Annotated in this window: 20 protein-coding genes; 12 read left to right on the top strand and 8 right to left on the bottom strand. The window is 63.8% G+C overall.

Features of this window, described 5'->3' with window-relative positions:
* Positions 1-107 precede the first annotated feature (107 nt).
* Together MRBLMC3_RS23020 and kdsA are read left to right on the top strand one after the other, a co-directional pair.
* Positions 108-347: a hypothetical protein gene (locus tag MRBLMC3_RS23020; RefSeq protein ID WP_414714662.1), complete on the top strand. Its 240-nt coding sequence runs from the start codon at positions 108-110 to the stop codon at positions 345-347.
* 5 nt (positions 348-352) lie between these two features.
* The gene (gene kdsA, locus MRBLMC3_RS16945; protein WP_363830681.1) at positions 353-1,180 is read left to right on the top strand and encodes a 3-deoxy-8-phosphooctulonate synthase; all 828 of its coding nucleotides are present in this window, start codon (positions 353-355) and stop codon (positions 1,178-1,180) included.
* Between the two features lie 105 nt (positions 1,181-1,285).
* Here kdsA and MRBLMC3_RS16940 read toward each other — a convergent pair whose 3' ends face one another.
* From MRBLMC3_RS16940 to MRBLMC3_RS16930, 3 genes are all read right to left on the bottom strand, one after another.
* Complete coding sequence (locus MRBLMC3_RS16940; protein ID WP_363738662.1) at positions 1,286-2,551, bottom strand: glutamate-5-semialdehyde dehydrogenase; 1,266 nt, start codon at positions 2,549-2,551, stop codon at positions 1,286-1,288.
* Between the two features lie 313 nt (positions 2,552-2,864).
* Complete coding sequence (locus tag MRBLMC3_RS16935; RefSeq protein WP_363738660.1) at positions 2,865-3,509, bottom strand: class I SAM-dependent methyltransferase; 645 nt, start codon at positions 3,507-3,509, stop codon at positions 2,865-2,867.
* Between the two features lie 181 nt (positions 3,510-3,690).
* On the bottom strand, positions 3,691-5,982 hold the full coding sequence (locus MRBLMC3_RS16930; RefSeq protein WP_363738659.1) for a CDC48 family AAA ATPase: 2,292 nt from the start codon (positions 5,980-5,982) through the stop codon (positions 3,691-3,693).
* A 338-nt stretch (positions 5,983-6,320) separates the two neighbouring features.
* Here MRBLMC3_RS16930 and MRBLMC3_RS16925 point away from each other — a divergent pair, with 338 nt between their 5' ends.
* The gene (locus MRBLMC3_RS16925; RefSeq protein WP_363738657.1) at positions 6,321-7,202 is read left to right on the top strand and encodes a LysR substrate-binding domain-containing protein; all 882 of its coding nucleotides are present in this window, start codon (positions 6,321-6,323) and stop codon (positions 7,200-7,202) included.
* A gap of 77 nt (positions 7,203-7,279) precedes the next feature.
* Positions 7,280-8,443 carry a GGDEF domain-containing protein gene (locus tag MRBLMC3_RS16920; protein ID WP_363738957.1) on the top strand — a complete coding sequence of 388 codons (1,164 nt, stop codon included), beginning with the start codon at positions 7,280-7,282 and terminating at the stop codon, positions 8,441-8,443.
* A gap of 38 nt (positions 8,444-8,481) precedes the next feature.
* Here the strand turns inward: MRBLMC3_RS16920 and MRBLMC3_RS16915 are convergent, their stop codons facing one another.
* On the bottom strand, positions 8,482-9,153 hold the full coding sequence (locus MRBLMC3_RS16915; protein ID WP_133652694.1) for a glutathione S-transferase family protein: 672 nt from the start codon (positions 9,151-9,153) through the stop codon (positions 8,482-8,484).
* A 283-nt stretch (positions 9,154-9,436) separates the two neighbouring features.
* Here MRBLMC3_RS16915 and acs point away from each other — a divergent pair, with 283 nt between their 5' ends.
* Both acs and MRBLMC3_RS16905 read left to right on the top strand, forming a co-directional pair.
* Complete coding sequence (acs, locus tag MRBLMC3_RS16910) at positions 9,437-11,380, top strand: acetate--CoA ligase (RefSeq protein WP_363830678.1); 1,944 nt, start codon at positions 9,437-9,439, stop codon at positions 11,378-11,380.
* 20 nt (positions 11,381-11,400) lie between these two features.
* The gene (locus MRBLMC3_RS16905; protein ID WP_363738653.1) at positions 11,401-11,913 is read left to right on the top strand and encodes a cytochrome b; all 513 of its coding nucleotides are present in this window, start codon (positions 11,401-11,403) and stop codon (positions 11,911-11,913) included.
* Between the two features lie 57 nt (positions 11,914-11,970).
* Here the strand turns inward: MRBLMC3_RS16905 and uvrB are convergent, their stop codons facing one another.
* Positions 11,971-14,154 (bottom strand): excinuclease ABC subunit UvrB, encoded by a 2,184-nt coding sequence (gene uvrB / locus MRBLMC3_RS16900; protein ID WP_363830675.1) that lies wholly within the window; start codon positions 14,152-14,154, stop codon positions 11,971-11,973.
* 52 nt (positions 14,155-14,206) lie between these two features.
* Between uvrB and MRBLMC3_RS16895 the strand changes: the two genes are divergently transcribed.
* The 5 genes from MRBLMC3_RS16895 to MRBLMC3_RS16875 all read left to right on the top strand — a co-directional run bounded on the left by MRBLMC3_RS16895 (position 14,207) and on the right by MRBLMC3_RS16875 (position 19,265).
* Positions 14,207-14,743 (top strand): DUF3617 domain-containing protein, encoded by a 537-nt coding sequence (locus MRBLMC3_RS16895; RefSeq protein ID WP_363738649.1) that lies wholly within the window; start codon positions 14,207-14,209, stop codon positions 14,741-14,743.
* A gap of 9 nt (positions 14,744-14,752) precedes the next feature.
* Positions 14,753-15,028, top strand: a complete 276-nt coding sequence (locus tag MRBLMC3_RS16890) for an HNH endonuclease (protein ID WP_133652689.1) — start codon at positions 14,753-14,755, stop codon at positions 15,026-15,028.
* A 72-nt stretch (positions 15,029-15,100) separates the two neighbouring features.
* The gene (locus tag MRBLMC3_RS16885; RefSeq protein WP_363738647.1) at positions 15,101-15,610 is read left to right on the top strand and encodes a DUF3617 domain-containing protein; all 510 of its coding nucleotides are present in this window, start codon (positions 15,101-15,103) and stop codon (positions 15,608-15,610) included.
* Between the two features lie 211 nt (positions 15,611-15,821).
* Complete coding sequence (locus MRBLMC3_RS16880; protein WP_363830673.1) at positions 15,822-18,431, top strand: EAL domain-containing protein; 2,610 nt, start codon at positions 15,822-15,824, stop codon at positions 18,429-18,431.
* A 93-nt stretch (positions 18,432-18,524) separates the two neighbouring features.
* Positions 18,525-19,265 (top strand): DUF72 domain-containing protein, encoded by a 741-nt coding sequence (locus MRBLMC3_RS16875; RefSeq protein ID WP_363830671.1) that lies wholly within the window; start codon positions 18,525-18,527, stop codon positions 19,263-19,265.
* 304 nt (positions 19,266-19,569) lie between these two features.
* Here the strand turns inward: MRBLMC3_RS16875 and MRBLMC3_RS16870 are convergent, their stop codons facing one another.
* Entirely contained in the window at positions 19,570-19,755 is a 186-nt protein-coding gene (locus MRBLMC3_RS16870; RefSeq protein ID WP_133652685.1) for a PspC domain-containing protein, read from the bottom strand.
* A 427-nt stretch (positions 19,756-20,182) separates the two neighbouring features.
* Here MRBLMC3_RS16870 and MRBLMC3_RS16865 point away from each other — a divergent pair, with 427 nt between their 5' ends.
* A complete protein-coding gene (locus MRBLMC3_RS16865) occupies positions 20,183-20,575 on the top strand; it encodes a gamma-glutamylcyclotransferase family protein (protein ID WP_414714661.1) in 393 nt (130 codons plus the stop codon).
* Positions 20,576-20,876: 301 nt separating this feature from the next.
* Here MRBLMC3_RS16865 and MRBLMC3_RS16860 read toward each other — a convergent pair whose 3' ends face one another.
* On the bottom strand, positions 20,877-21,437 hold the full coding sequence (locus MRBLMC3_RS16860) for an FKBP-type peptidyl-prolyl cis-trans isomerase (protein ID WP_133652683.1): 561 nt from the start codon (positions 21,435-21,437) through the stop codon (positions 20,877-20,879).
* Between the two features lie 83 nt (positions 21,438-21,520).
* Entirely contained in the window at positions 21,521-21,727 is a 207-nt protein-coding gene (rpsU, locus tag MRBLMC3_RS16855; protein ID WP_004208618.1) for a 30S ribosomal protein S21, read from the bottom strand.
* Between the last annotated feature and the right edge of the window lie 181 nt (positions 21,728-21,908).

Here is a 21,908-nt window from a genome sequence, read left to right as displayed (position 1 = left end):
TCCACCCATCCGTCACACCCCAATAGCGTCGAACATCAGCTTCATGCCCGTCCTTGGCCGGATCGTCGGGCGGCTGATCGGTTCGGCTCCGCCTGCTCGCGATACATTTGGTGGTAGAAGCGCGCACCGCGCGGATCGAAACCGGCGAGGTGGAAGACTTTACGCTTGAACTTTTCCCTGGCCCCTGTCCACATCGGGCCATGACGACAGCCGAACGCGATTACTGCTATTTCCTGGACCATCGCGGATACGGCCGAAACGCCGGCTGGTTCTGCTGGAATTATCATCCCGGCAAGGGGCTGTGGCGCGGCCTGCTCTTGCGTCGTTTCGTCAAAGCGCCGAAGTGAGCGCCATGATGACAGCCAAGCATGTTTTGATCGGGCCGGTTACCGTCGGCAACGACCTGCCCTTCGTCCTGATTTCCGGTCCCTGCCAGATCGAGAGCCGCGATCACGCGATGATGATGGCGGAACGGCTGTCGGGCATCGCCGCGCAGAAGGGCGTGCCGTTCATCTTCAAATCCTCCTTCGACAAGGCGAACCGGACATCCGTGTCGGGGCAGCGTGGCGTCGGGATCGATGCGGGGCTGGCGATCCTGGCGGAGGTGAAGGCGGCTTTCGGCTGCCCCGTGCTGACCGATGTGCATGAGGCCGGACAGGTGGAGGCGGCGGCGCAGGCGGTGGACATACTCCAGATCCCCGCCTTTCTGTGCCGCCAGACCGATCTGCTGCTGGCGGCCGGGCGGACCGGCGCCGTCGTCAATGTGAAGAAGGGGCAGTTCCTTGCGCCCTGGGACATGGCGGCCGTGGCGCAGAAGGTCGCCTCGACCGGGAACGAACGGATCCTGCTGACCGAGCGGGGGGCGAGCTTTGGCTATAACACGCTGGTCAGCGACATGCGCGCGTTGCCGGTCATGGCGCAGACGGGCTATCCGGTGGTGTTCGACGCGACCCATTCGGTGCAGCAGCCGGGCGGGCTGGGTTCGGCATCGGGCGGGCAGCGGGAATTTGCGCCGGTGCTGGCGCGCAGCGCCGTGGCGGCGGGGATCGCCGCGATCTTTGCCGAGGCGCATGATGACCCGGACCATGCCCCTTCGGACGGGCCGGTGATGCTGCCGATCGAGTGGGTCGGGTCGATGCTGGAGACGCTGAAGGCGATCGACGGCGCAGTGAAGGGCTGAGCCTGGCGCGATGTGCTTCTGCGGAGGCAGGAGATCAATTCAGGCCGTCCGATAATCCACGGAGGGCGGGACTGGGCTCCTGCCTCCGCAGGAGCACGACACTTATTACGGCCGGGTCTGGCCGGTTCCGCGCACCAGCCATTTATAGGTGGTGAGACCTTCCAGCGCGACCGGACCCCTTGCATGGAGCCGCCCGGTCGAAATGCCGATTTCCGCGCCCAAGCCGAATTCGCCGCCGTCCGCGAACTGGGTGGAGGCGTTCCACATCACGATCGCGCTGTCGACCGCGTTCAGGAAGCGCTCGGCCCTTTCGGCATCCTGCGTGATGATGGCGTCGGTATGGTGGCTGGCATGGGCGGCGATATGGGCGAGCGCCTCATCGAGCCCGTCCACCACCCGCACCGAGACGATGGCGTCGAGATATTCGGTGTCCCAATCCTCGTCCGCGGCCGCCGCAACCCGGCTGTCCATCGCCTGCACGGCTTCGTCGCCGCGTACTTCACATTTGGCGTCGAGCAGCGCCTTCACGATGGCGGGCGCCTGGGCATAGGCCCTGTCGATCAGCACCGTCTCGGTCGCGCCGCAAATGCCGGTGCGGCGCATCTTGGCGTTCACCACCAGCTTCTGCGCCATGTCCGGATCGGCCGCGCCGTCGACATAGCTGTGGTTGATGCCGTCGAGATGGGCGAGCACGGGCACGCGCGCCTCCTCCTGCACGCGGGCGACCAGGCTCTTGCCGCCCCGGGGGACGATCAGGTCGATGAACTCCGCGGCTTTCAGCAGCGCGCCCACGGCGGCGCGATCCGTGGTGGGGACCAGTTGCACGGCATCGGCGGACAGGCCGGCGGCGGCGATCCCCTCGACCATCGCGGCGTGGATGGCGCGGTTGCTTTCCTTCGCCTCGCTGCCGCCGCGCAGGATCACGGCATTGCCCGCACGCAGGCAGAGCGCGGCGGCATCGGCGGTCACATTGGGGCGGCTTTCATAGATGATGCCGATCACGCCCAGCGGCACACGGACGCGCGAAAGTTCCATGCCATTGGGGCGAACCTGCCTGTCGATCACGCTGCCGAGCGGATTGTCCAGCGTCGCCACCTGTTCCACGCCGGCCGCGGTCGCAAGGACGCGATCCTCGTCCAGTTTCAGCCGGTCGAGCATGGCGGGCGACAGGCCGTTGGCGGCGGCATTTTCCATGTCGCGGGCATTGGCGGCGATGATCTGCGGCGCCTGGTCCCGCAGGGCCTGCGCAGCGCGGCGCAGCGCGTCGATCTTCTGCGCGTCGCTGGCGGTGGAAAGCTGAGCCGCCGCCACGCGGGCGCGGGCGCCCATCATCGCGATCAGCATTTCGGGGGTCTGGGTCAGGTCGTTCATGAACTATCTCGCCGTGTTATGCGCCGGGCCTTATCATGAAAGCCGGTCGAAGCGAAACCATCGTTGCACGCAAAGCGGAGAGCGCTTCATCACGTGGAGGGGCGAACCCTGTGCTGTGACGATGCGACAACAATCGGGCGCGCATAGCCGGCAACCGGGCCACGGGTCGCAATATGACCCGGCCGCCGGAGGCAGAAGGTCTGCCTGTGCCGGCGCTTAGTGATCAACTCCGCGAGGCGCATACCCCAAATAGGGGATCAAACCTGCCGGACGATAAAAATCCCGATGCAGATTCAACAGGATGACAGGGAAGTCAGGCCACCTGCGCCAGGATTTCGCGCTTCACTGCCGTGAACATCCGGCAAGGCGGAATGTTGCGCCACTCCACCCGGTCGACGGTCTCATCGAACAGCGGCGACAGCAGCCGCCGCATATAGCCGGAATATTGATAGACCAGAAAAGCCCCGCCGGTTTTCAGCACCGATCGGGTTTCGGCGCAGATCGCCTCCCCCACGCCTTCGGGCAGGGTAGAGAAGGGAATGCCGGACAGGACATAGTCCGCCTGGGCATAGCCCGCCTCCTTGATGAAGCGACGGACGTCAGCGGCCGAGCCATGGACGATGCGCAGCCGGGGATCGTCGATCTCCGCCTCCAGATAGGCGACGAAGTCGAGGTTGAGGTCGATCGCCAACAGGGTCGCGTCCGGATGCAACCGGTCGAGAATGGGACGCGTGAACGTCCCGACGCCCGGACCATATTCCACGAACAGCCGTGTCCGTTGCCAGTCCACGCCCTCCAGCATGCTGTCGACCAACATCCGCGAAGACGGGATGACCGATCCGATCATGCCGGGATGCTTGATGAACTGCCGGAGGAACATGCTCCATTGACCCAGGAAGGTGGAGGATGGTTTTCCGGAAACGGCCCGGTTCTTTTTCTTCAAAGGGATGGAGGCCATTCATTCTCGCCTGTCTGCCTTGCCTGTCCGACTCGCAAAAATCGCACGGCCATGCAAGCGACTTCGCCGGGGAAAGACAAATAGGCCAGAGGGTAAGGCAGGCCGCCGGGCCAAAAACATGACCTGACCTGGCGCGACAATATGTTCCCGGACCGGCCGTCGCGGGAACATATTGCACCTCTCAATCCCTGGTTCGCGTCCGCAACATGCCGGGCGATACGAAGCCGATGGGATCGATCTGCATCACGCTCTGCTTCAGCGTCGCCTGGATCTGCTCATATTCGCGTTCCATTTCGGGCGTGACGGAGGCGCGGGTGTCCTCCAGCGCGGCCTCGAAATGCGCCTGGGTGACCCGGTCGACCGACAGGGACTGGCGCAAGGCGACCAGGCCGGCGCGGCGGACCAGATCCTCCAGATCGGCCCCGGTGAACCGCTCCGTACGCTCCGCCAGCACATCCAGGTCGACATCGTCGGCAAGCGGCATCTTGCCCGTGTGGATGGACAGGATGCGCTTGCGGCCTGCCTTGTCGGGCACGGGAACATAGATCAGTTCGTCGAACCGGCCCGGCCGCAGCAGCGCTGGATCGATCAGCGTCGGCCGATTGGTCGCGCCGATGACGACGACGGACTGCAATTCCTCCAGCCCGTCCATCTCGGCCAGGATGGTGTTCACCACCCGCTCCGTCACCTGCGGTTCGCCCAGGCCGCCGCCGCGGGCGGGAACCAGGCTGTCCAGTTCGTCGATGAAGATGACCGTCGGCGCCACCTGCCGCGCGCGGGCGAAGAGGCGGGCGATCTGCTGTTCGCTCTCCCCATACCATTTGCTGAGCAGGTCGGAGGATTTGGTGGCGATGAAATTGGCCTGCGCTTCCCGCGCCACCGCCTTCGCCAACAGGGTCTTGCCGGTGCCGGGCGGGCCGTAGAGCAGGAAGCCCTTGGCCGGGCGGATGCCGATGCGGCGGAAGGCGTCGGGATCCTTGAGCGGCAGCTCCACCCCTTCCTTGAGGCGCATCTGCGCATCGTCCAGGCCACCAATGTCGGCCCAGCCGATATTGGGCGCCTGCACCATCACCTCGCGCATGGCGGAAGGCTGGACCCGCTTGATCGCGGCCATGAAGTCGTCGCGCGCGACGGACAGTTCCTCCAGCACGTCGGGGGGGATCGTGCCTTCCTCCAGATTGAGCCGGGGCATGAAGCGGCGCACGGTCTCGATCGCCGCCTCGCGGGTCAGCGCCGCCAGGTCCGCGCCGACAAAGCCATAGGTCATGCGCGCCAGTTCGCCCAGGTCGACGCCGTCGGCAAGCGGCATGCCGCGGGTGTGGATGCCCAGAATCTCCCGCCGTCCGCGCTCGTCCGGCACGCCGACGATGATTTCCCGGTCGAAACGGCCGGGCCGGCGCAGCGCCTCATCTATCGCTTCGGGCCGGTTGGTGGCGGCGATGACGACCAGATTGGTGCGCGGTTCCAGCCCGTCCATCAAGGTCAGCAACTGGGCGACGAGGCGCTTTTCCGTTTCCCCGGTCACACTGCCGCGCTTGGGCGCGATGGAATCGATCTCATCGATGAACAGGATCGACGGCACCGACTTGGCGGCCGCCTCGAAAATCTCGCGAAGCTGCTTTTCGGACTCGCCATAGGCCGAACCCATGATCTCCGGCCCGTTGATCAGGAAGAATTCAGCCTCCGATTCATTCGCGACGGCGCGGGCAAGACGCGTCTTGCCAGTGCCCGGCGGACCATGGAGCAGCACGCCCTTGGGCGGATCGACGCCCAGTCGCTCGAACAGTTCGGGATAGCGCAGCGGCAGCTCCACCATCTCGCGCAGCTGGTCGATCGCCTCGGCCATGCCGCCGACATCGTCATAGGTGACGTCGGCGCGCCGCGATTCGCGCGGTTCCTCATATTCGGCGCGCAGCTCCACCTCCGTATCGGCGTCGATATGGACGATGCCCTTGGGGACGGTCGACACCACGACCAGGCGGATTTCCTGCAAGGCATAGGCCGGCGCGGCCAGCATCTGGCGCAACTGGGGCGGCATGTCGCCGGGCGGCACCTGTTGCTGCCCCGACGTCGCGACGATATCGCCGGAGGTCAGCGGGCGCTGGAAGAAGACGCGCTTCAAAGCCTCCGGATTGCCCTGCAGCCGCAGATTATTTTGTGCAGGCGCGAACACGACGCGCTGGGCAGGCCGGGGATCGATCTTACCGATGACGACGAAATCACCCGATCCGACGCCGGCATTGGCGCGCTGAAGCCCGTCGAGGCGCAGGACGTCCAGCCCCTCATCCTCCTTATAGGGCCGCACCACCCGCGCAGGGGTGGAACGCTTGCCGGCGATCTCGATCACATCGCCTTCCGCAAGGTGGAGTTCCGTCATCACCGCCAGCGGAAGGCGCGCAAGGCCCCTTCCCGCGTCCTCGGGCCGGGCGTTGGCCACCTGTATCCTACGTCCTGCGGTTTCTTCGTCGGCCACTTCGACTTCCCCGTTCTGTTCGCTGGCAAACGAGATAGGGAACGTCGGGGCGGAGGGAAAGGGGCCATCGAGAACCCCGGAACGAATAAAAAAAGGGCCAGCCCGAAGGCCAGCCCGGAAAGTTTTTAGGAGAGGATGCCTGAAAGGCCTTTCCTATGTGCAGTGCGGCAGGTATTTTTGCAAGTGCGAAAAGAATCGAGGAGTTGCAATTTTTGCATCTTGTCAAAAGTCCTTTTTTACTGCTCATTGAAATGAGGATGCTTGGAGCCGGTTTGCGCGCCGCTAAAGAATAAGCAATGACGCGTCGCAGCGGACAGGCCGGATGAACATGACGATTTATGCGTAGATTGCCGCCCCTTACGGCCCTGGAGGCCTTTGTTCAGGTTGCCCGCCTTGGATCGGTCAAGGCAGCGGCGGAGGAGCTTGCGCTTTCGACCCCCGCGCTCAGCCGCCGTGTCCAGGCGCTGGAACGCTTCATCGGTCGGCCGCTGTTCGACCGCAAGCATCAGGCGCTGGAAATCAACGCCGATGGTCAGCGTCTGCTGGACGACATCGCCCCGGCGCTTGATTCGCTGAGCCAGGCGCTGGAGAATATCCAGAGCGGCGGCAACCAGCTGCGACTGCGACTGGCCGTCATGCCGCTGTTCGCGACGCAGCGGCTGTTCCCGCATCTGGGCGCCCTGCGGCAGCGGCATCCGCAGCTTCACATCGACATCGAGACCACGCCCTATGCCGTCGCCCGTCTGGGCGAGGGGCTGGACGCGGCGATCGTGCTGGCGAAGGACATTGATCCGGCGCTTTATGCCCATGAGCTCGACCATGACGAAGTCTATCTGATCGGCCGCAAGGCGTTGCTGGAAACGCCCAATGCGCTGACCGCCCCGCAGGAGCTGGCCAATCACACGGTCCTGCTGCATCGCGACATGGCGCTGGCGTTCGATGCGTGGAAGGAGGCGGTGCACCTGCCCGATCTGCAGCCGCTGGCGATCGACAATTATGATTCCGGCCAGTTGATGCTGGAGGCTGCGGCACAGGGGCTGGGCATCGCCGTCATGCATGCCAGCCATTATAATGAAGCGCAGGATTCCCGGCTGGTCCGGCTGTTTCCGGAACATCGGGTGGAAAGCCCCTATCGCTATTTCTTCGTCTGCCGGCCCCGCGCGCTGCAAACCCGCGCGGTGCGGATTTTCCGCGACTGGTTGATCGGCGCGGACATATAATCGAGGTCAGCCAGCGCCTTGCGCTTTTTCGCTTGGCGCGTCCTTAACCTTGTTTGCGCCCTGCCGTTCTGGTGAGCATGACTGGGGCATCATCTTCCGCAAACGCGCAACATGGCCTGACGGATCGCCTGGCCCGCTGGGCTCGCGGCCTGTCCGGCAAGACCGACGACGAAGCCATGGACGTCCCGGAGGAGCCGCAGCGCGCCCGGCATGGCAGCGCTTCCAGCCGGGAAGCCATCCGGCGGCGCAAGCTGTACGAGGACATAGGCGATTTCCTGTTCGCCCATGATCTGGACCTGACGCCGCTGAATTTCGGCGTGGCGCATGACTATCTGACCGGATCCCATATCGGCGTGGAGAAGGCCGTGAAGGCCGTGCTGGCCGAACAGGGCAAGATCTCCAATGGCTGGGTCGAAAATGTCGCCGCCGAACAGCGCACCGACGAGGTCACGGCGGAAGCGCTTGCCTCCATGCTCGACAGGGTCGAGGAGAATCTGTCGCAATTCACCGGCCTGATGACCGAATCGCGCAATTCGGCCAAGGATTATGGCGCCGCGCTGCAGGAAGAGGTCAAGGGGCTCTCGGCCGGTTCGGAGAGCCAGCCGGTGCTGGCCCGCCTGGTGGCGCTCACCCGGTCGATGGTCGAAAAGACCCGGCAGGTCGAAAGCCAGCTTCGCGACAACCAGAAGCAGACGCAGCTTCTGAAATCCAATCTGGAAAGCGCGCGCCGCGCCGCCGAACATGACCATCTGACCGGCCTGCCCAATCGCCGCGCCTTTGAAGGAACGCTGCGCGAGGAACTGGCGCAGGCGCAGAAGGAAAGGCAGCCGTTGGCCGTCGCCTTTTGCGACATCGATCATTTCAAGCTGATCAACGACAGCCATGGCCATGACACCGGCGACCGGGTGCTGAAGTTCGTGGCCGGATTGCTGTCGAAGGTGAGCAACGAACAATGCCATGTCGCGCGTCATGGCGGCGAGGAATTCGTCATGCTCTTCCGTGGCAAGACGGCGGCCGAGGCGTGCGAGGCGGTGGACAATGTGCGGCAGGACCTGTCCACCCGCAGCCTGGTCAACCGCGCCAATGGCGAACGGATGGAGCGCGTCAGCTTTTCCGCCGGGGTCGCCAATGTGCTGGCCTATGACGATCCTCGCGCTGCGCTGAAAGCCGCGGACCGGGCGCTCTATCTGGCCAAGGAACATGGCCGCAACCGGGTATATCTGGCCGCTGAAATGGATTGACCGTCGCCCCCTCTCCTGACGGGAGGGGCGTTGCGGGTTCAGAAATCCGGCTTTTCATAATGGGGCGGCGGGGTGATCACCTCCATCCGTTCGGACAGCAGGGGCCGGAAGGACGGGCGCGACTTGAAGCCGGCATACCAGCGCTTCACCGTCTCATGCCCGGCCCAGTCGATGCCGCCCAGATAATCGGCCACCGAAAGATGCGCGGCGGCGGCGATGTCGGCCAGGCTCAGCGTGCCGCCCGCCATCCAGGCGCGGTGGTCGAGCAGATAGTCCATATAATCCATGTGGACATTGGCCCGCTTCATCGCCTCCCGCAGGACGCGGGCATCGGGCGGCGCGCGTTCGATCAGCCGCTTCTTCATCCGTTCATGCAGCAGCGGGCCAACCACGTCGCCGTAGAAATTCTGGTCGAAAAAGGCGGTCAGCCGCCGCACCTCCGCCCGGCCGGCGGCCGTGCCGGAGATCAGCGGGAATTTTTCCACCGTCTCCTCGAAAAATTCGCAGATCGCCTGGCTGTCGATCAGGGTGACGCCCTTTTCCTGATCCACCATCACCGGCGTCGTGCCGGCCGGATTGAGGTCCAGAAACTCGTCGCGCGCCTCCCAGGGGGATTCGCGCGCCAGATCGTAGCCCACCCCCTTTTCACCGAGCAGCAGGCGGACCTTGCGAGAAAAGGGGCAGAGCGGAAATTGGAAAAGTTGCCACATATGCCCTTCCTGTTAGGCCCGGCGGGCGCGCGCGAAAAGCGGCAAAATAGCATCATCCTGCTTAAATCCCGACCGACAAAGGTGGAAACTGTGGCGAGCGCAGAACGATCCCATCTTCCTGTCGTCGCGCCTTGGCTCTAGAGCGGGTTTCGATCCGATTGAATCGGATCGCCGCTCTGGATTCCTGGTTTTCCGCGATTTCTTGACCAGCGATCGGCTCCGGTCGCTTGGCAATCGCTCCAGGACCTCCAAAGCGAGAATTTCGCAGAGGAAGGATGCCCGCATGTCTGACGATTATTTCCCGGTTCCTGCAGAGTGGGCGGCGTCCGCGCTGTTCGACCGGGAGGGCCGCGCGGCCGATTATGCGCGGTCGGTCGAGGATGCCAATGCCTATTGGCTGGAACAGGCCGGGCGGCTGGATTGGGTGAACTTTCCCACCAAAGCCGATGAGAGCAGCTTCGATGAGGCCGATTTCGGCGTGAAATGGTTTGCCGACGGCGTGCTGAACGTCAGCGCCAACTGCATCGACCGGCATCTGGCCGAACGCGGCGATCAGACCGCGATCATCTGGGAACCGGATTCGCCGGACGCGCTGCCGCGCCGCTTCACCTATGCCGAGGTGCATGAGGCGGTGTGCCGCTTCGCCAATGCGTTGAAGGCGGCGGGCGCGAAGAAGGGCGACCGGATCACCGTCTATATGCCGATGATCCCGGAGGCCGCCTTCGCCCTGCTCGCCTGCGCCCGCATCGGCGCGGTCCACAGCGTCGTGTTCGGCGGTTTTTCGCCCGAGGCGCTGGCGGGACGGATCACTGATTGCGACTCGACGCTGGTGATCACTTCAGACGAGGGCTGCCGCGCCGGCAGGAAGGTGCCGCTCAAGGCCAATGTCGACGCCGCGCTGACGCTGTGCACCAGCGTCCGCAAGGTGATCGTGGTCCAGGCGACCGGCGGCGCCATCGAAATGAAGGAAGGCCGCGACCTGTGGCTGCATGAGGAAACGGCCAGGGTGTCGGCCGACTGCCCGCCCGAACCCATGAACGCGGAGGATCCGCTGTTCATCCTCTATACCTCCGGATCGACGGGCAAGCCCAAGGGCGTGCTGCACACGACCGGCGGCTATCTGCTTTGGGCCAGCCTGACGCATGAGCTGTGCTTCGACTACCGGCCCGGCGACATCTACTGGTGCGCGGCCGACATCGGCTGGGTCACGGGGCACAGCTATATCGTCTATGGCCCGCTGGCGAACGGGGCGACGACGCTGATCTATGAGGGCGTGCCGAACTGGCCGACGCCGAGCCGCATCTGGGAAGTCATCGACCGGCATCAGGTGCAGACCGTCTTCACCGCTCCCACGGCGCTGCGGTCGTTGATGAAGGAAGGCGACGATTTCGTGACCCGCACCAGCCGCAAGTCGCTGCGCCTGCTGGGGACCGTCGGCGAGCCGATCAATCCCGAGGCGTGGCGCTGGTACCATCATGTCGTGGGCGAGGACCGCTGCCCGATCATCGACACATGGTGGCAGACCGAGACCGGCGGGGCGATGATCGCGCCGATGCCGGGCGCAACGGACCTGAAGCCCGGCTCCGCAACCCTGCCCATGCCGGGCGTGGTGCCGCAGATCGTCGACGCGGAGGGGCATGTGCTGGACGGCGCGACGGAGGGCAATCTCGTCATCGCGCAGAGCTGGCCGGGGCAGATGCGCACTGTCTGGGGCGATCATGAGCGCTTCTTCCAGACCTATTTCACGACCTTCCCCGGCAAATATACGACCGGCGACGGGGCGCGGCGCGACGCGGACGGCTATTATTGGATCACGGGCCGGGTGGACGACGTCATCAACGTGTCCGGGCACCGCATGGGCACGGCTGAGGTCGAGAGCGCGCTGGTGCTGCACGAAGCGGTGGCCGAGGCGGCGGTCGTGGGCTTTCCGCACGACATCAAGGGCCAGGGCATCTACGCCTATGTGACGCTCAACAGCGGCGAGGAAGCGAGCGACGCGCTGCGCCAGGCGCTGGTCAAATGGGTGCGCAGCGAGATCGGGCCGATCGCGACGCCCGACGTGATCCAGTTCGCCCCCGGCCTGCCCAAGACCCGGTCGGGTAAGATCATGCGCCGCATCCTGCGCAAGATCGCGGAGGGTGAGGTGTCCCCGCAGGCGCTGGGAGACATTAGTACACTTGCCGATCCTTCGGTGGTGGATAATCTGGTCGCCAATCGTCAGGGGTAAAGGTCAGGCAGGAGTATTGGATGGATCGCTACAGTCCCGTCGCCCGCGCATTGCACTGGATCATGGCGATCCTCATCCTCTTCAACCTCTTCCTGGGTTTCGCGCATGATGCGCTGCCCAGGGAATGGAAAGTGATGCCCGTCCATAAATCGATCGGGCTGACGGTTCTCGCATTGACCGTCGCGCGCATATTGTGGCGCCTCACCCGCAGGTCGCCGCCGCTGCCCGCCGAAATGCCGGCGTGGGAGAAGGGAACCGCGCGTGTCACGCATTTCGCCTTTTACGCGTTCATGCTGATCGTGCCGTTGAGCGGATGGATCATGACCTCCGCCGGCGACCGACCCCTGAACTGGTTCTTCCTGTTCGACGTGCCGAAATTCGCGGTGGCGAAGGGCGACGCGATCGTCGGGATTTCAGGCGAGGCCCATGAGCTTCTGGCCTTTGCCTGGGCGGCACTGCTGATCCTGCATGTGCTGGCGGCCGTGCGCCATCATGTCATCCTGAAGGATGGCGTGCTGCGGCGAATGATCTGACCTCCTGATACCGCATTTCCCGAGCCGTCGGCCGTAGACGGTCAACTTGAAATCGCTCTAGCGTCCGAACTTCTTCTGCACCTTTCCATAGCGCAATTTGCGCGTTCCCGGCTTGCCCTCGGTGGCGCGTCCCCGAGGCGCGGCCACCTGCTGATCGGCAGGGAGGCCCAGCTCCTCCGCCTCCAGCTTGCGGATCTCGTCGCGGATGCGCCCGGCCTCCTCGAATTCCAGGTCGGCTGCCGCGGCGCGCATCTTCTTTTCCAGATCCTCGATATAGGCGCGCAGATTGTGGCCGACGAGATGGGGGCGGTCCTCCAGCCCGGTATCCACCGTCACCTGATCCTTCGACGCGACATGGGCGATGATGTCGCCGATGTTGCGCTTGATCGTGGTGGGCGTGATGCCATGTTCCCGATTATAGGCCATCTGCTTTTCGCGACGGCGCGAGGTTTCGTTGAGCGCCCGCTCCATCGATCCTGTGACCCTGTCCGCATAAAGGATCACCCGCCCATCGACATTGCGCGCCGCACGCCCGATCGTCTGGATCAGCGAGGTTTCCGACCGCAGAAAGCCCTCCTTGTCGGCATCGAGGATCGCCACCAGGCCGCATTCGGGAATGTCCAGCCCCTCGCGCAGCAGGTTGATCCCCACCAGCACGTCATAGACGCCCAGTCGCAGGTCGCGGATCAGTTCGATGCGCTCCAGCGTCTCGACGTCGCTGTGCATGTAGCGGACCTTTATCCCCGCCTCGTGCATGAACTCGGTCAGGTCTTCGGCCATCCGCTTGGTGAGCGTCGTCACCAGCGTGCGATAGCCCTTCTTCGCCGTCTCCTTCGCCTCATGGATCAGGTCGTCCACCTGATCCTCCACCGGCTTGATCTCGACCGGCGGGTCGATGAGGCCGGTCGGGCGGATCACCTGTTCGGCGAAGGTGCCGCCGGTCTGCTCCATCTCCCACGAGCCTGGCGTTGCGGAGACGCTGACCGTCTGCGGCCGCATCGCGTCCCATTCGTTGAAGCGGAGCGGCCGGTTGTCGATGCAGCTCGGCAGGCGAAAGCCATATTCGGCCAGCGTGATCTTCCGCCGATGGTCGCCCCGTGCCATCGCCCCGATCTGGGGCACGGTCTGGTGGCTTTCGTCGACGAACAGCAGCGCATTCTCCGGCAGATATTCGAACAGGGTCGGCGGCGGCTCGCCCGGCAGGCGGCCGGTCAGGAAGCGGGAATAATTCTCGATCCCCGCGCAGGAGCCGGTGGCGGCGATCATCTCCAGATCGAAATGGGTCCGCTGCTCCAGCCGCTGCGCCTCCAGCAGCTTGCCCTCGGCCTGCAGTTCCTTCAGCCGCTCGGCGAGTTCGAAACGGATCGCCTCCATCGCCTGCTTGAGCGTCGGGCCGGGCGTGACGTGGTGCGAATTGGGGAAGACCTTCACATAATCGAGGCTGGCGACCTTCTTCCCCGTCAGCGGGTCGAATTCGACGATGTCCTCTATCTCATTGCCGAAGAAGCTGACGCGCCAGGCGGTATCCTCATAGTGCGACGGGAAAATTTCCAGATTGTCGCCCTTCACGCGAAAATTGCCGCGCGCGAAGGCCGCATCGTTGCGCTTGTACTGGAGCGCCACCAGCTTGCGGATGATCTCCCGCTGGTCCTCGATCTGGCCCTTCTTCATCGAAAAGGTCATGGCGGAATAGGTTTCGACCGAGCCGATGCCATAGAGGCAGGAGACCGACGCGACGATCAGCACATCGTCCCGCTCCAGCAGCGCGCGGGTCGCCGAATGGCGCATCCGGTCGATCGCCTCGTTCACGCTCGACTCCTTTTCGATATAGGTGTCGGAGCGCGGCACATAGGCTTCGGGCTGGTAATAGTCATAATAGCTGACGAAATATTCGACGGCATTGTCCGGGAAGAAGCTCTTGAACTCGCCATAAAGCTGCGCGGCCAGGATCTTGTTCGGCGCCAGCACCAGGGCGGGCCGCTGCAATGCCTCGATCACCTTCGCCATGGTGAAGGTCTTGCCCGATCCGGTCACGCCCAGCAGCACCTGGTCCTTCTCGCCCTGCAGCGCCGTTTCAACCAGTTCGGCTATGGCAGTCGGCTGGTCGCCCGAGGGTTCATAATCGGAAACCAGCCTGAACGCCCGTCCGCCCTCGCTCTTTTCCGGACGCGCGGGGCGGTGGGGGACGAAGCCTTCGCCGGTCTGGGGCTCGTCCAGCGTGGTGCGGATTTGAATTGTCATCGCCGCTTGATATGGTCCCGCCATCAGCGGGGTGCAACAGGGAGGATTTTCAATGCGTAAAACTGTGTGGTTCCTGATGGGAGCGGCCGCTCTGCTGTCGGCCTGCGGCGAGAAGAAGGCGAGCGAGCCGCAGACTCGCGAGGAGGTCCGCCAGGAGGTGCAGAAGGTTCAGCTCAAGCCCGGCCAGTGGGAGGGCAGCTATGAGCTGGAGGACATCGACATGCCGAACATGCCCGGCGGCGCCGACCAGATGAAAGAACAGATGAAGAAGATGATGAGCCGCACCTCGATCAAATATTGCGTCTCGCCGGAGGAAGCCGCCAATCCCAGCGGCAAGATGTTCTCAGGGCAGGAGAACAAGGACTGCACCTATAAGGGGTTCGACGCCAGCGGCGGGTCCGTGAAGGGGGAGATAAGCTGCAAGTCGCAGGGCGGCACGATGAACGCCGTCATGTCCGGCAACTATGCGCCCGAAAGCTATGAAATGAACATGGACATGAAGATGACCGGCGCACCCAACGGCATGAACATGAGCATGAAGGCCAAGACCAGCGGCAAATGGATCGGCGCGACCTGCTCAGCCAAATAAGAGCGGGACATGGGCGAGGCGCCTGCCTGCTGGTTGTGTGAGCGACCGCTGGGCAGGCGCGTCGAATGGCATCATCCCGTGCCCAGGAGCAAGGGCGGGCGGGACATGGTGCCCGTCCATCCGATCTGCCATCGCGCCATCCACGCGAATTTCGCCAATGCGGAACTGGCCCGCGCCTATTCCGACGCCGACGCGCTGCGCGCTCATCCCGCGATGACGCGCTTTCTGGCCTGGGTGGCGAACAAGCCGCCCGATTTCCACGCCCCGACCCGCGCCAGACGATAGCAGATTCCTCTTGCGCTTTGCGCGGCTTGGCGCGAGCCTGCCCCGGTTCCAACAGAGAACAGGGGAGAGGATATGCAGAAATTCGCGCTGGCGGCCCTGCCGCTTGGGCTTGGGCTTGCTCTTGGCTTGGCCGCCTGTGGCAGCAAGCCGGAACCCGCGCCCGAAACGACCGAAGCGCCGATCGTCATGAAAGCGGGCGAATGGGCGCTGACGCGAAAGACGACCGGCTACAACACGCCCACGGTGACCCCCGCCGAATATCAGGCCGCATTGAAAGAGGTCAGCGAGGACAGGATATGCATCGCCGTCGATGCCGCCGGCGTGCCGGATGCCAATGCGCTCGCTGGAAATGAGGGCAAGGACTGCACCTACAAGGACAAGCTGCTCCGCAAGGGCCGCCTGATCGCGACGTTGAGCTGCACGTCCGGCAAGGGCACGTCCGAAGTGGCGCTGGAGGGCAATTTCACCGCTGACACGCTGACGCTGGGCAGCACCATGACGAAGACCGAAGGCGGCCAGCCGGTGCTACGCACCACGCATGACGTCACGGGCAAGCGCGTCGGGGAATGCACCAAGGCGTGAGATGACAAAAAAAGCCGGAGCGCGCGACCTGCGTCAGCTTTGACGCGGCGCGCTCCATTGAAACCGGGCGCATTCCGGGCCTTGTCCGGCATGGCAAGCTGTCCGTGCGTCCTCTATTTCGACTGCGCGACAATGGCTGCCGGCAATCGACCATCGCTCACCCCGGCGGCGCGGTAAGTTTCTTTCAATCTCTTGCCGTTACGCGGCATATATGACTTCCATGCGGGCAAATCTGGCAGAATTGCATTCGCGGCGGCCCAATCTTGTCGCGGCGCTCGGCCTGGTGGAAAGCGATGTCTCCATCAATGCTTCCTGGATATCCGGCGCGTTCGTTCATATCGCGCGGATGTGGCCCCTCATCCTGCTGGGAAAGCTCTGCGTTACCGCCCTGCTGCACGTTCCCTTCTACCGGCAGGGCGATGCCGGCCACGCCGCCGCCATGGCGGCCATGCTGCTGATCGACGGTGTCGCCATTGTCGTGCCGCGCGGGGCGCAGTTCCAGCAGCTGCGGCCGCATCACCAGAAATGGCTGATGCTGCCCATGGTGCTGCTGTCGGGCCTGAGTTTCAGCCTGCTGCTGGGGCCCTCGCTGATCGTGGGAGAGCCTTCGCGCAATTTGACGGCGGAAATGGCGGTCGCACTGATGGCGGTGTCGATCTTCGGCGACCGGCGCCTGCTTGGCGCCAGCTATTTCTGCGGCTTGCTGATCGCCGCCATGCTGCACCGGAGCGAATTCATGCAGATCGGCTTGCTGATCAGCTGTATCGCGGTGATATTGGTAGCCGCGCTGCGCCAGGCGCAGGCCGACATGAACCGGGCCATCGCCGTCCACCAGCGCGACCTCAGGGCGCAGCGTTCCGACCGGCTGCTGCATGAATATGAACAATCGGGCCGCGGCTGGTTCTGGGAAACCGACCGCCATGGCTGCATCGCCTATATTTCCGACACATTGGCCCGGACGATCGGCCTGGGCAGCGATGCGCTGATCGGCCGCCCGATCACGGAGATCATTCGCCCCGGCGACCGGCAGGATGGCGATGGCGAGCGCACCCTGGGCTTCCACCTGTCGGCGCGGACGGGCTTTGCCGAAATCCCGGTGCGCGCCGCCATGGCGAAGGACGAGCGCTGGTGGTCGATTTCGGGCCAGCCCGTGTTCAACGAATTCGGTCAGTTCCACGGCTTCCGGGGCAGCGGCACCGACCTTACCGAAATGCGCCGCAGCCAGGCGGAGGTGACGCGGCTTGCGCAATATGACTCGCTGACCGGGCTCGCCAACCGGGTGCAGATGATGCGCTCTCTGGAGCAGGCGGTCGCGGGCAAGAAGGGGCAGCCGCGCGACTGCACGCTGATGATGCTGGACCTGGACAGGTTCAAGATCGTCAACGACACGCTGGGCCATCCGGCTGGCGACGCGCTGCTGCGCCAGGTCAGCGAACGCATCCAGCGCGTGGTCGGCAACAAGGGGCTGGTCGGCCGGCAGGGCGGCGACGAGTTCAAGATCCTGCTGCCCGGCCGGTCCGACAAGATATCGCTGGACGATCTGGCGCGGGCGATCATCACCGACGTGTCCCAGCCTTACAAGGTGGAGGGAACGGCGGTCGTCATCGGTGTGTCGATCGGCATCTCCTTCTGCCCGCAGGATGGCGTGACGGCGGAAGAACTCATCCGCAATGCCGACCTCGCTCTCTATGCCGCCAAGGGCGACGGGCGCGGCATCCATCGCTTCTACTCCCCGGAAATGCACGCCGATGCGGAGGATCGCCGCCAGTTGGAGGAGGACCTGCGCAAGGCTCTGGTCGAAGATGCCCTGCACCTTGTCTACCAGCCTGTGGTCTCTTCCCGTACCGAGCAGATCACCGGCTATGAAGCGCTGCTGCGCTGGCACCATCCGGTGCGCGGCGCGATTTCCCCGACCCTGTTCATCCCCATTGCGGAAGAAAGCGGCCTGATCGGCCCGATCGGCGAATGGGTGTTGCGCACCGCCTGCCGCGATGCGGCGCAATGGGCGGAGGACGTGCGGGTCGCGGTGAACGTCTCGCCCATCCAGTTCACCAATCAGGGCCTGCCCTCCATCGTCATGAATGCGCTGGCCGCTTCGGGCCTGGCGCCGGACCGGCTGGAGCTGGAGATCACCGAAAGCGTGTTCCTGAACGACGACGACGGCACCGACTCGATGTTTTCGCGGCTCAAGAGCATAGGCGTGCGACTGGCGCTCGACGATTTCGGCACGGGTTATTCCTCGCTCGGCTATCTCAAGAAAGCGCCGTTCGACAAGATCAAGATCGACCAGAGCTTCGTGCGCGGCGCGGCGATCAAGGGCAGCCCCAACAGCGCGATCATCAAGGCGATCGTCAGCCTGGCCGAAGCGCTGGGCATGGACACGACGGCCGAAGGCGCCGAAACGCAGGATGAGCTCGCGCTGATCCGCAATCTGGGGTGCAGCCATATCCAGGGCTATGTCTATGGTCGCCCGCTGCCGGCGGCGGACGTGCTGGTCCAGCAACACCGTCCTTGCGGCGTCGTATTGCCGCAGGGATTCCAGTTGAGCCGGCCGGAACGCCGGACCATGCTCCGCACGGTCGCCGTGCAGCATGAGGGCCATGTCTACGCTGGACGCATCCGCAACATTTCCGCCACGGGCGCGCAGTTGGAAGGCTTGTGGAACGTGCCGGAAGGCACGCGGTTCACGATCGATCTGGGCGACAATCAGACGGTCGACGCCATCGCGCGCTGGTCCCGCGAGGATCGGCTGGGCGTGGAATTTGTCCAGGCGATCAACCTGTCCCCACCGCGCGCCGCGCCGCGTTCCGCGACGTCCTGAACGGCGAACGGCCAGCTTGTCCTGCAAGGGCAGCTTTTCCCTCTGGTCCTGATCCCCTTTGCCGATCAGGATGGCGGGAAAGGAGAGTCCGGGATGAGTGGAAAGATAAGGGTCGGGATCGGCGGCTGGATCTTTGAACCATGGCGCGGCACCTTCTATCCAGAAGGGCTGCGACAGAAGGACGAACTGGCCTATGTCGGCCAGCATCTGACCGCGACGGAAATCAACGCCACTTATTATAGCACGCAGAAACCGGCGACCTTTGCCGGTTGGGCAAAGGCCGTTCCCGATGGCTTCCAGTTCGCGGTCAAGGCCTCGCGTTTCTGCACCAATCGGCGCGTGCTGGCGGAAGCGGGCGAGTCCATCGCCAAATTCACGCAGCAGGGACTGGTCGAACTGGGCGATCGGCTGGGCCCCATCCTCTGGCAGTTCATGCCGACCAAGACATTCAATGCCGATGATTTCGCCGCTTTCCTGAAGTTGCTGCCGGACAGCGTGGATGGCGTGCCGCTCCGCCACGCGCTGGAGGTACGGCATGAGAGTTTTGACGATCCGGCCTTTTTCGATCTGGCCAAAAGGGCGGGTGCAGCCGTGGTCCATGCCGACCATCCGGAATATCCTGCGCTGCAGGGCCATGATGTTGGTTTTTCCTATGCCCGGCTGATGCGCACGCGGGAGGAGGAACCGACCGGCTATTCTGCGTCCGAAATCCGCCGATGGGCAGACGAGGCGCGCGAACAGGCCGCAAGGGGCGATGTCTATGCCTTCTTCATCAGCGGGGCGAAGGTTCGGGCGCCCGCCGCGGCGCAGGCCATGATTGTGGCTTTGCAGTAACAACGACTGTTGCATTTGCTGCAACCGCGAAGTCGTCCTTTGCGATTGTTACATTATCCAGCGGGGCGCATAGGCCTGTTCGCCCTTGAGGCGATAAAGAATAATGATTTGCAGGACGAATGATATGCGACACACTGTTCAGGGCGTTGCCCTTATGGTTGCGGTCGGTGCACAGATGCTGACCTTCTATTCGGTGTTGTTTGCCTGAGCGCAACACGACCCGATCCAAGCAGTCCGTCATGGACGTAGAAAGAGCCGCCCTGGATATTACCATGGGCGGCTCTTTCATTATCGCTGGACTTGATCAGCCCTGCGCCAGCCAGCCGGCCAGCAGATAGGCGACGACGCCGACCGGACCCAGCGCGCACAGCGTCAGCAGCACGAGCGCGATCCGGATCAACGTAACATCCATGCCGGTGCGGTTGGAAAGCCCGGCACACACGCCCATGATCTTTCCATTGCGGCGGTCGAGGGTGAAGCTGTTGTTCATGAATCTGGCCTTTTTTTAGAGCGATTTCCAAGCGATCGGCACCGATCGCTGATTAAGAAATTGCGGAAAACAAAGAATTGAGAGCGGCGATCTGATTCAATCAGATCGAAACCCGCTCAAGAGATGCGGCGGGATCAGGCGATCGGTGTGACCGGGACGGCGGCGCCGATGAACAGCGCGGAAACCAGCAGCGCGCCGGTAAGGGCGAAAGCGACATTTTGCAGCTTGGCGAACATGATATACTCCCTGACATGCGATGGGCCGAACCATCCGGCCTCGATGCCGGGAAGATTGCAGGAGCCGTGCCAATTTCCATTTCGGCCGCAATTTCCGGGGTTTTCGCCAGTCCACGCCTGATTTTTTGCGGGAAAATTTCCGTTATTTGGGTAAATTTCCTGCAAGTCAGGAATATTTGCGGGGTTTAGACCTGAACGAGACGCTCCTCTTTGTCTATGGCACGCTTCGACCGGGCTGCGACGATCCGATGGCGCGTTGGTTGCGCAACGCGGCCCGACATGTCGGGCCCGCGATCGCGCAGGGCCTGCTCTATAGCGTGGGGACCTATCCCGGCTTTGTGCCCGATGGATCCGGCGTGGTGACGGGCGACCTGTTCGCGCTTTCCGATCCGGAGCCGGTACTCGCCGCACTCGACGACTATGAGGAATGCGCCTCCCATTTTCCGCCGCCCCATGAATATCGGCGCGAACGACTGACCGTCCGCTGCGAACATGGGCAGGTCGAGGCATGGACCTATATCTACATGCTCGACAGCCGCGGGTTGAAGCGGATCAAGAGCGGTGATTTCCTCGCCCGGGAATAGGTGCGCCGGGCGCGGTCAGGGAAGGGCCGAACGAACCGGACGCCGGTAAGAAAACCAGCGTACCCGCCATCGCTGGAGCGTGGGGCGGAAAGGTCGGAACCGGCTTTCCGCTTGCAATGTGTGGTGCGCGCGGCCTGCGCCTGATCGGACCCGGCGCGCTCCAGGGCGGCGGCCTGGGCCGATCAGATCGGAACCAGGATTAGAGCGATTTCCAAGCGATCGGAACCGATCGCTGGTTAAGAAATCGCGGAAAACAAGGAAACCAGAGCGACGATCTGATTCAATCAGATCGAAACCTGCTCTAGTGGGCGGGCATGCCCTGCGGCATGCCGCCCTGCTGCATCATCTGCTGCATGCGCATGATGTCCGCCTTGGACTTGAAGTCATGCAACTGGACATCGAAGACCAGCACCGAATTGGCCGGGATCGGGCCCGCCGCCTGCTCGCCATAGCCAAGCTGCGGCGGAATCCACAGGCGGTACTTGCCGCCCTTCTTCATCTTCTGCAGGCCTTCGGAAAAACCGGGGACCACGCCGTCCACCGGCATGGCGGTCTGCGGATTTTCGTCGAACACCGTGCCGTCGAGCAGCGTGCCCTTATAGCCCACCAGCGCCACGTCGGCCGGCGTGGGGCTGGGACCGCTGCCTTCTTCCAGCACCTTGTACTGCAGGCCCGATTCGGTCGTGACCACGCCGTCCGCGCCACGATTATGCGCCAGGAAGCTGGCTGGCGAAGCCTCCACGCCCCGCTGCCCCGCCCAAGCCAGGCCGCCGGCGGCAAGCGCCACCGCAGCGACACCGATCCAGAGCCGCGTCAGCGATCCCTTGGCGATAGGACGAAGGGGAACGGCTGTGGTCGACATGCGCTATGCCTCGCAAATTGGTGCGGGTGATCTGTCAGCAGAGGGAAGGGACGATCAGGCGACCGCCCCGATGACGACGGTCCTTACCGGACGCCGTCACGCTCGGCGCGCTTGCGCTCCAGCTTGCGGGCGCGGCGAACGGCGGCAGCCTTTTCGCGGGCGCGCTTTTCCGAGGGCTTCTCATAGTGACGGCGCAACTTCATCTCGCGATACACGCCCTCACGCTGCAGCTTCTTCTTGAGCGCGCGCAGGGCCTGGTCGACATTGTTGTCGCGAACGATGATTTGCATAAGCCAGTCAAACTCCAGTCGAAAAACAGACGGGCCGCCAGGAAACATAACCCTTCCCGACGGGCCACCCGAATGAAATAGCAGTGAGTCGCCGCAGGTCACCCTGCGCCGTGTGGGGCGCGCCCTACCAGCAGAGTCGCGCAAATTCAACCCAAAAGCCGTTTTTCTCGACAGCGCCGGA

This window comes from Sphingobium sp. LMC3-1-1.1 (genome assembly GCF_040676285.1).
GTDB lineage: Bacteria > Pseudomonadota > Alphaproteobacteria > Sphingomonadales > Sphingomonadaceae > Sphingobium.
This window is presented reverse-complemented; position numbering and strand designations above follow the sequence as displayed.

Bases quoted from the DNA above. Each gene is read 5' to 3' on its own strand.
- MRBLMC3_RS16885 (WP_363738647.1), top strand. From the start codon at position 15,101: ATGCAGAAATTCGCGCTGGCGGCCCTGCCGCTTGGGCTTGGGCTTGCT.
- MRBLMC3_RS16940 (WP_363738662.1), bottom strand. From the start codon at position 2,551: ATGAACGACCTGACCCAGACCCCCGAAATGCTGATCGCGATGATGGGC.
- MRBLMC3_RS16925 (WP_363738657.1), top strand. From the start codon at position 6,321: ATGCGTAGATTGCCGCCCCTTACGGCCCTGGAGGCCTTTGTTCAGGTT.
- MRBLMC3_RS16890 (WP_133652689.1), top strand. From the start codon at position 14,753: ATGGGCGAGGCGCCTGCCTGCTGGTTGTGTGAGCGACCGCTGGGCAGG.
- MRBLMC3_RS16895 (WP_363738649.1), top strand. From the start codon at position 14,207: ATGCGTAAAACTGTGTGGTTCCTGATGGGAGCGGCCGCTCTGCTGTCG.
- MRBLMC3_RS16870 (WP_133652685.1), bottom strand. From the start codon at position 19,755: ATGAACAACAGCTTCACCCTCGACCGCCGCAATGGAAAGATCATGGGC.
- MRBLMC3_RS16880 (WP_363830673.1), top strand. From the start codon at position 15,822: ATGACTTCCATGCGGGCAAATCTGGCAGAATTGCATTCGCGGCGGCCC.
- MRBLMC3_RS16905 (WP_363738653.1), top strand. From the start codon at position 11,401: ATGGATCGCTACAGTCCCGTCGCCCGCGCATTGCACTGGATCATGGCG.
- MRBLMC3_RS16915 (WP_133652694.1), bottom strand. From the start codon at position 9,153: ATGTGGCAACTTTTCCAATTTCCGCTCTGCCCCTTTTCTCGCAAGGTC.
- MRBLMC3_RS16860 (WP_133652683.1), bottom strand. From the start codon at position 21,437: ATGTCGACCACAGCCGTTCCCCTTCGTCCTATCGCCAAGGGATCGCTG.
- MRBLMC3_RS16875 (WP_363830671.1), top strand. From the start codon at position 18,525: ATGAGTGGAAAGATAAGGGTCGGGATCGGCGGCTGGATCTTTGAACCA.
- uvrB (WP_363830675.1), bottom strand. From the start codon at position 14,154: ATGACAATTCAAATCCGCACCACGCTGGACGAGCCCCAGACCGGCGAA.
- acs (WP_363830678.1), top strand. From the start codon at position 9,437: ATGTCTGACGATTATTTCCCGGTTCCTGCAGAGTGGGCGGCGTCCGCG.
- rpsU (WP_004208618.1), bottom strand. From the start codon at position 21,727: ATGCAAATCATCGTTCGCGACAACAATGTCGACCAGGCCCTGCGCGCG.
- kdsA (WP_363830681.1), top strand. From the start codon at position 353: ATGATGACAGCCAAGCATGTTTTGATCGGGCCGGTTACCGTCGGCAAC.
- MRBLMC3_RS16935 (WP_363738660.1), bottom strand. From the start codon at position 3,509: ATGGCCTCCATCCCTTTGAAGAAAAAGAACCGGGCCGTTTCCGGAAAA.
- MRBLMC3_RS16920 (WP_363738957.1), top strand. From the start codon at position 7,280: ATGACTGGGGCATCATCTTCCGCAAACGCGCAACATGGCCTGACGGAT.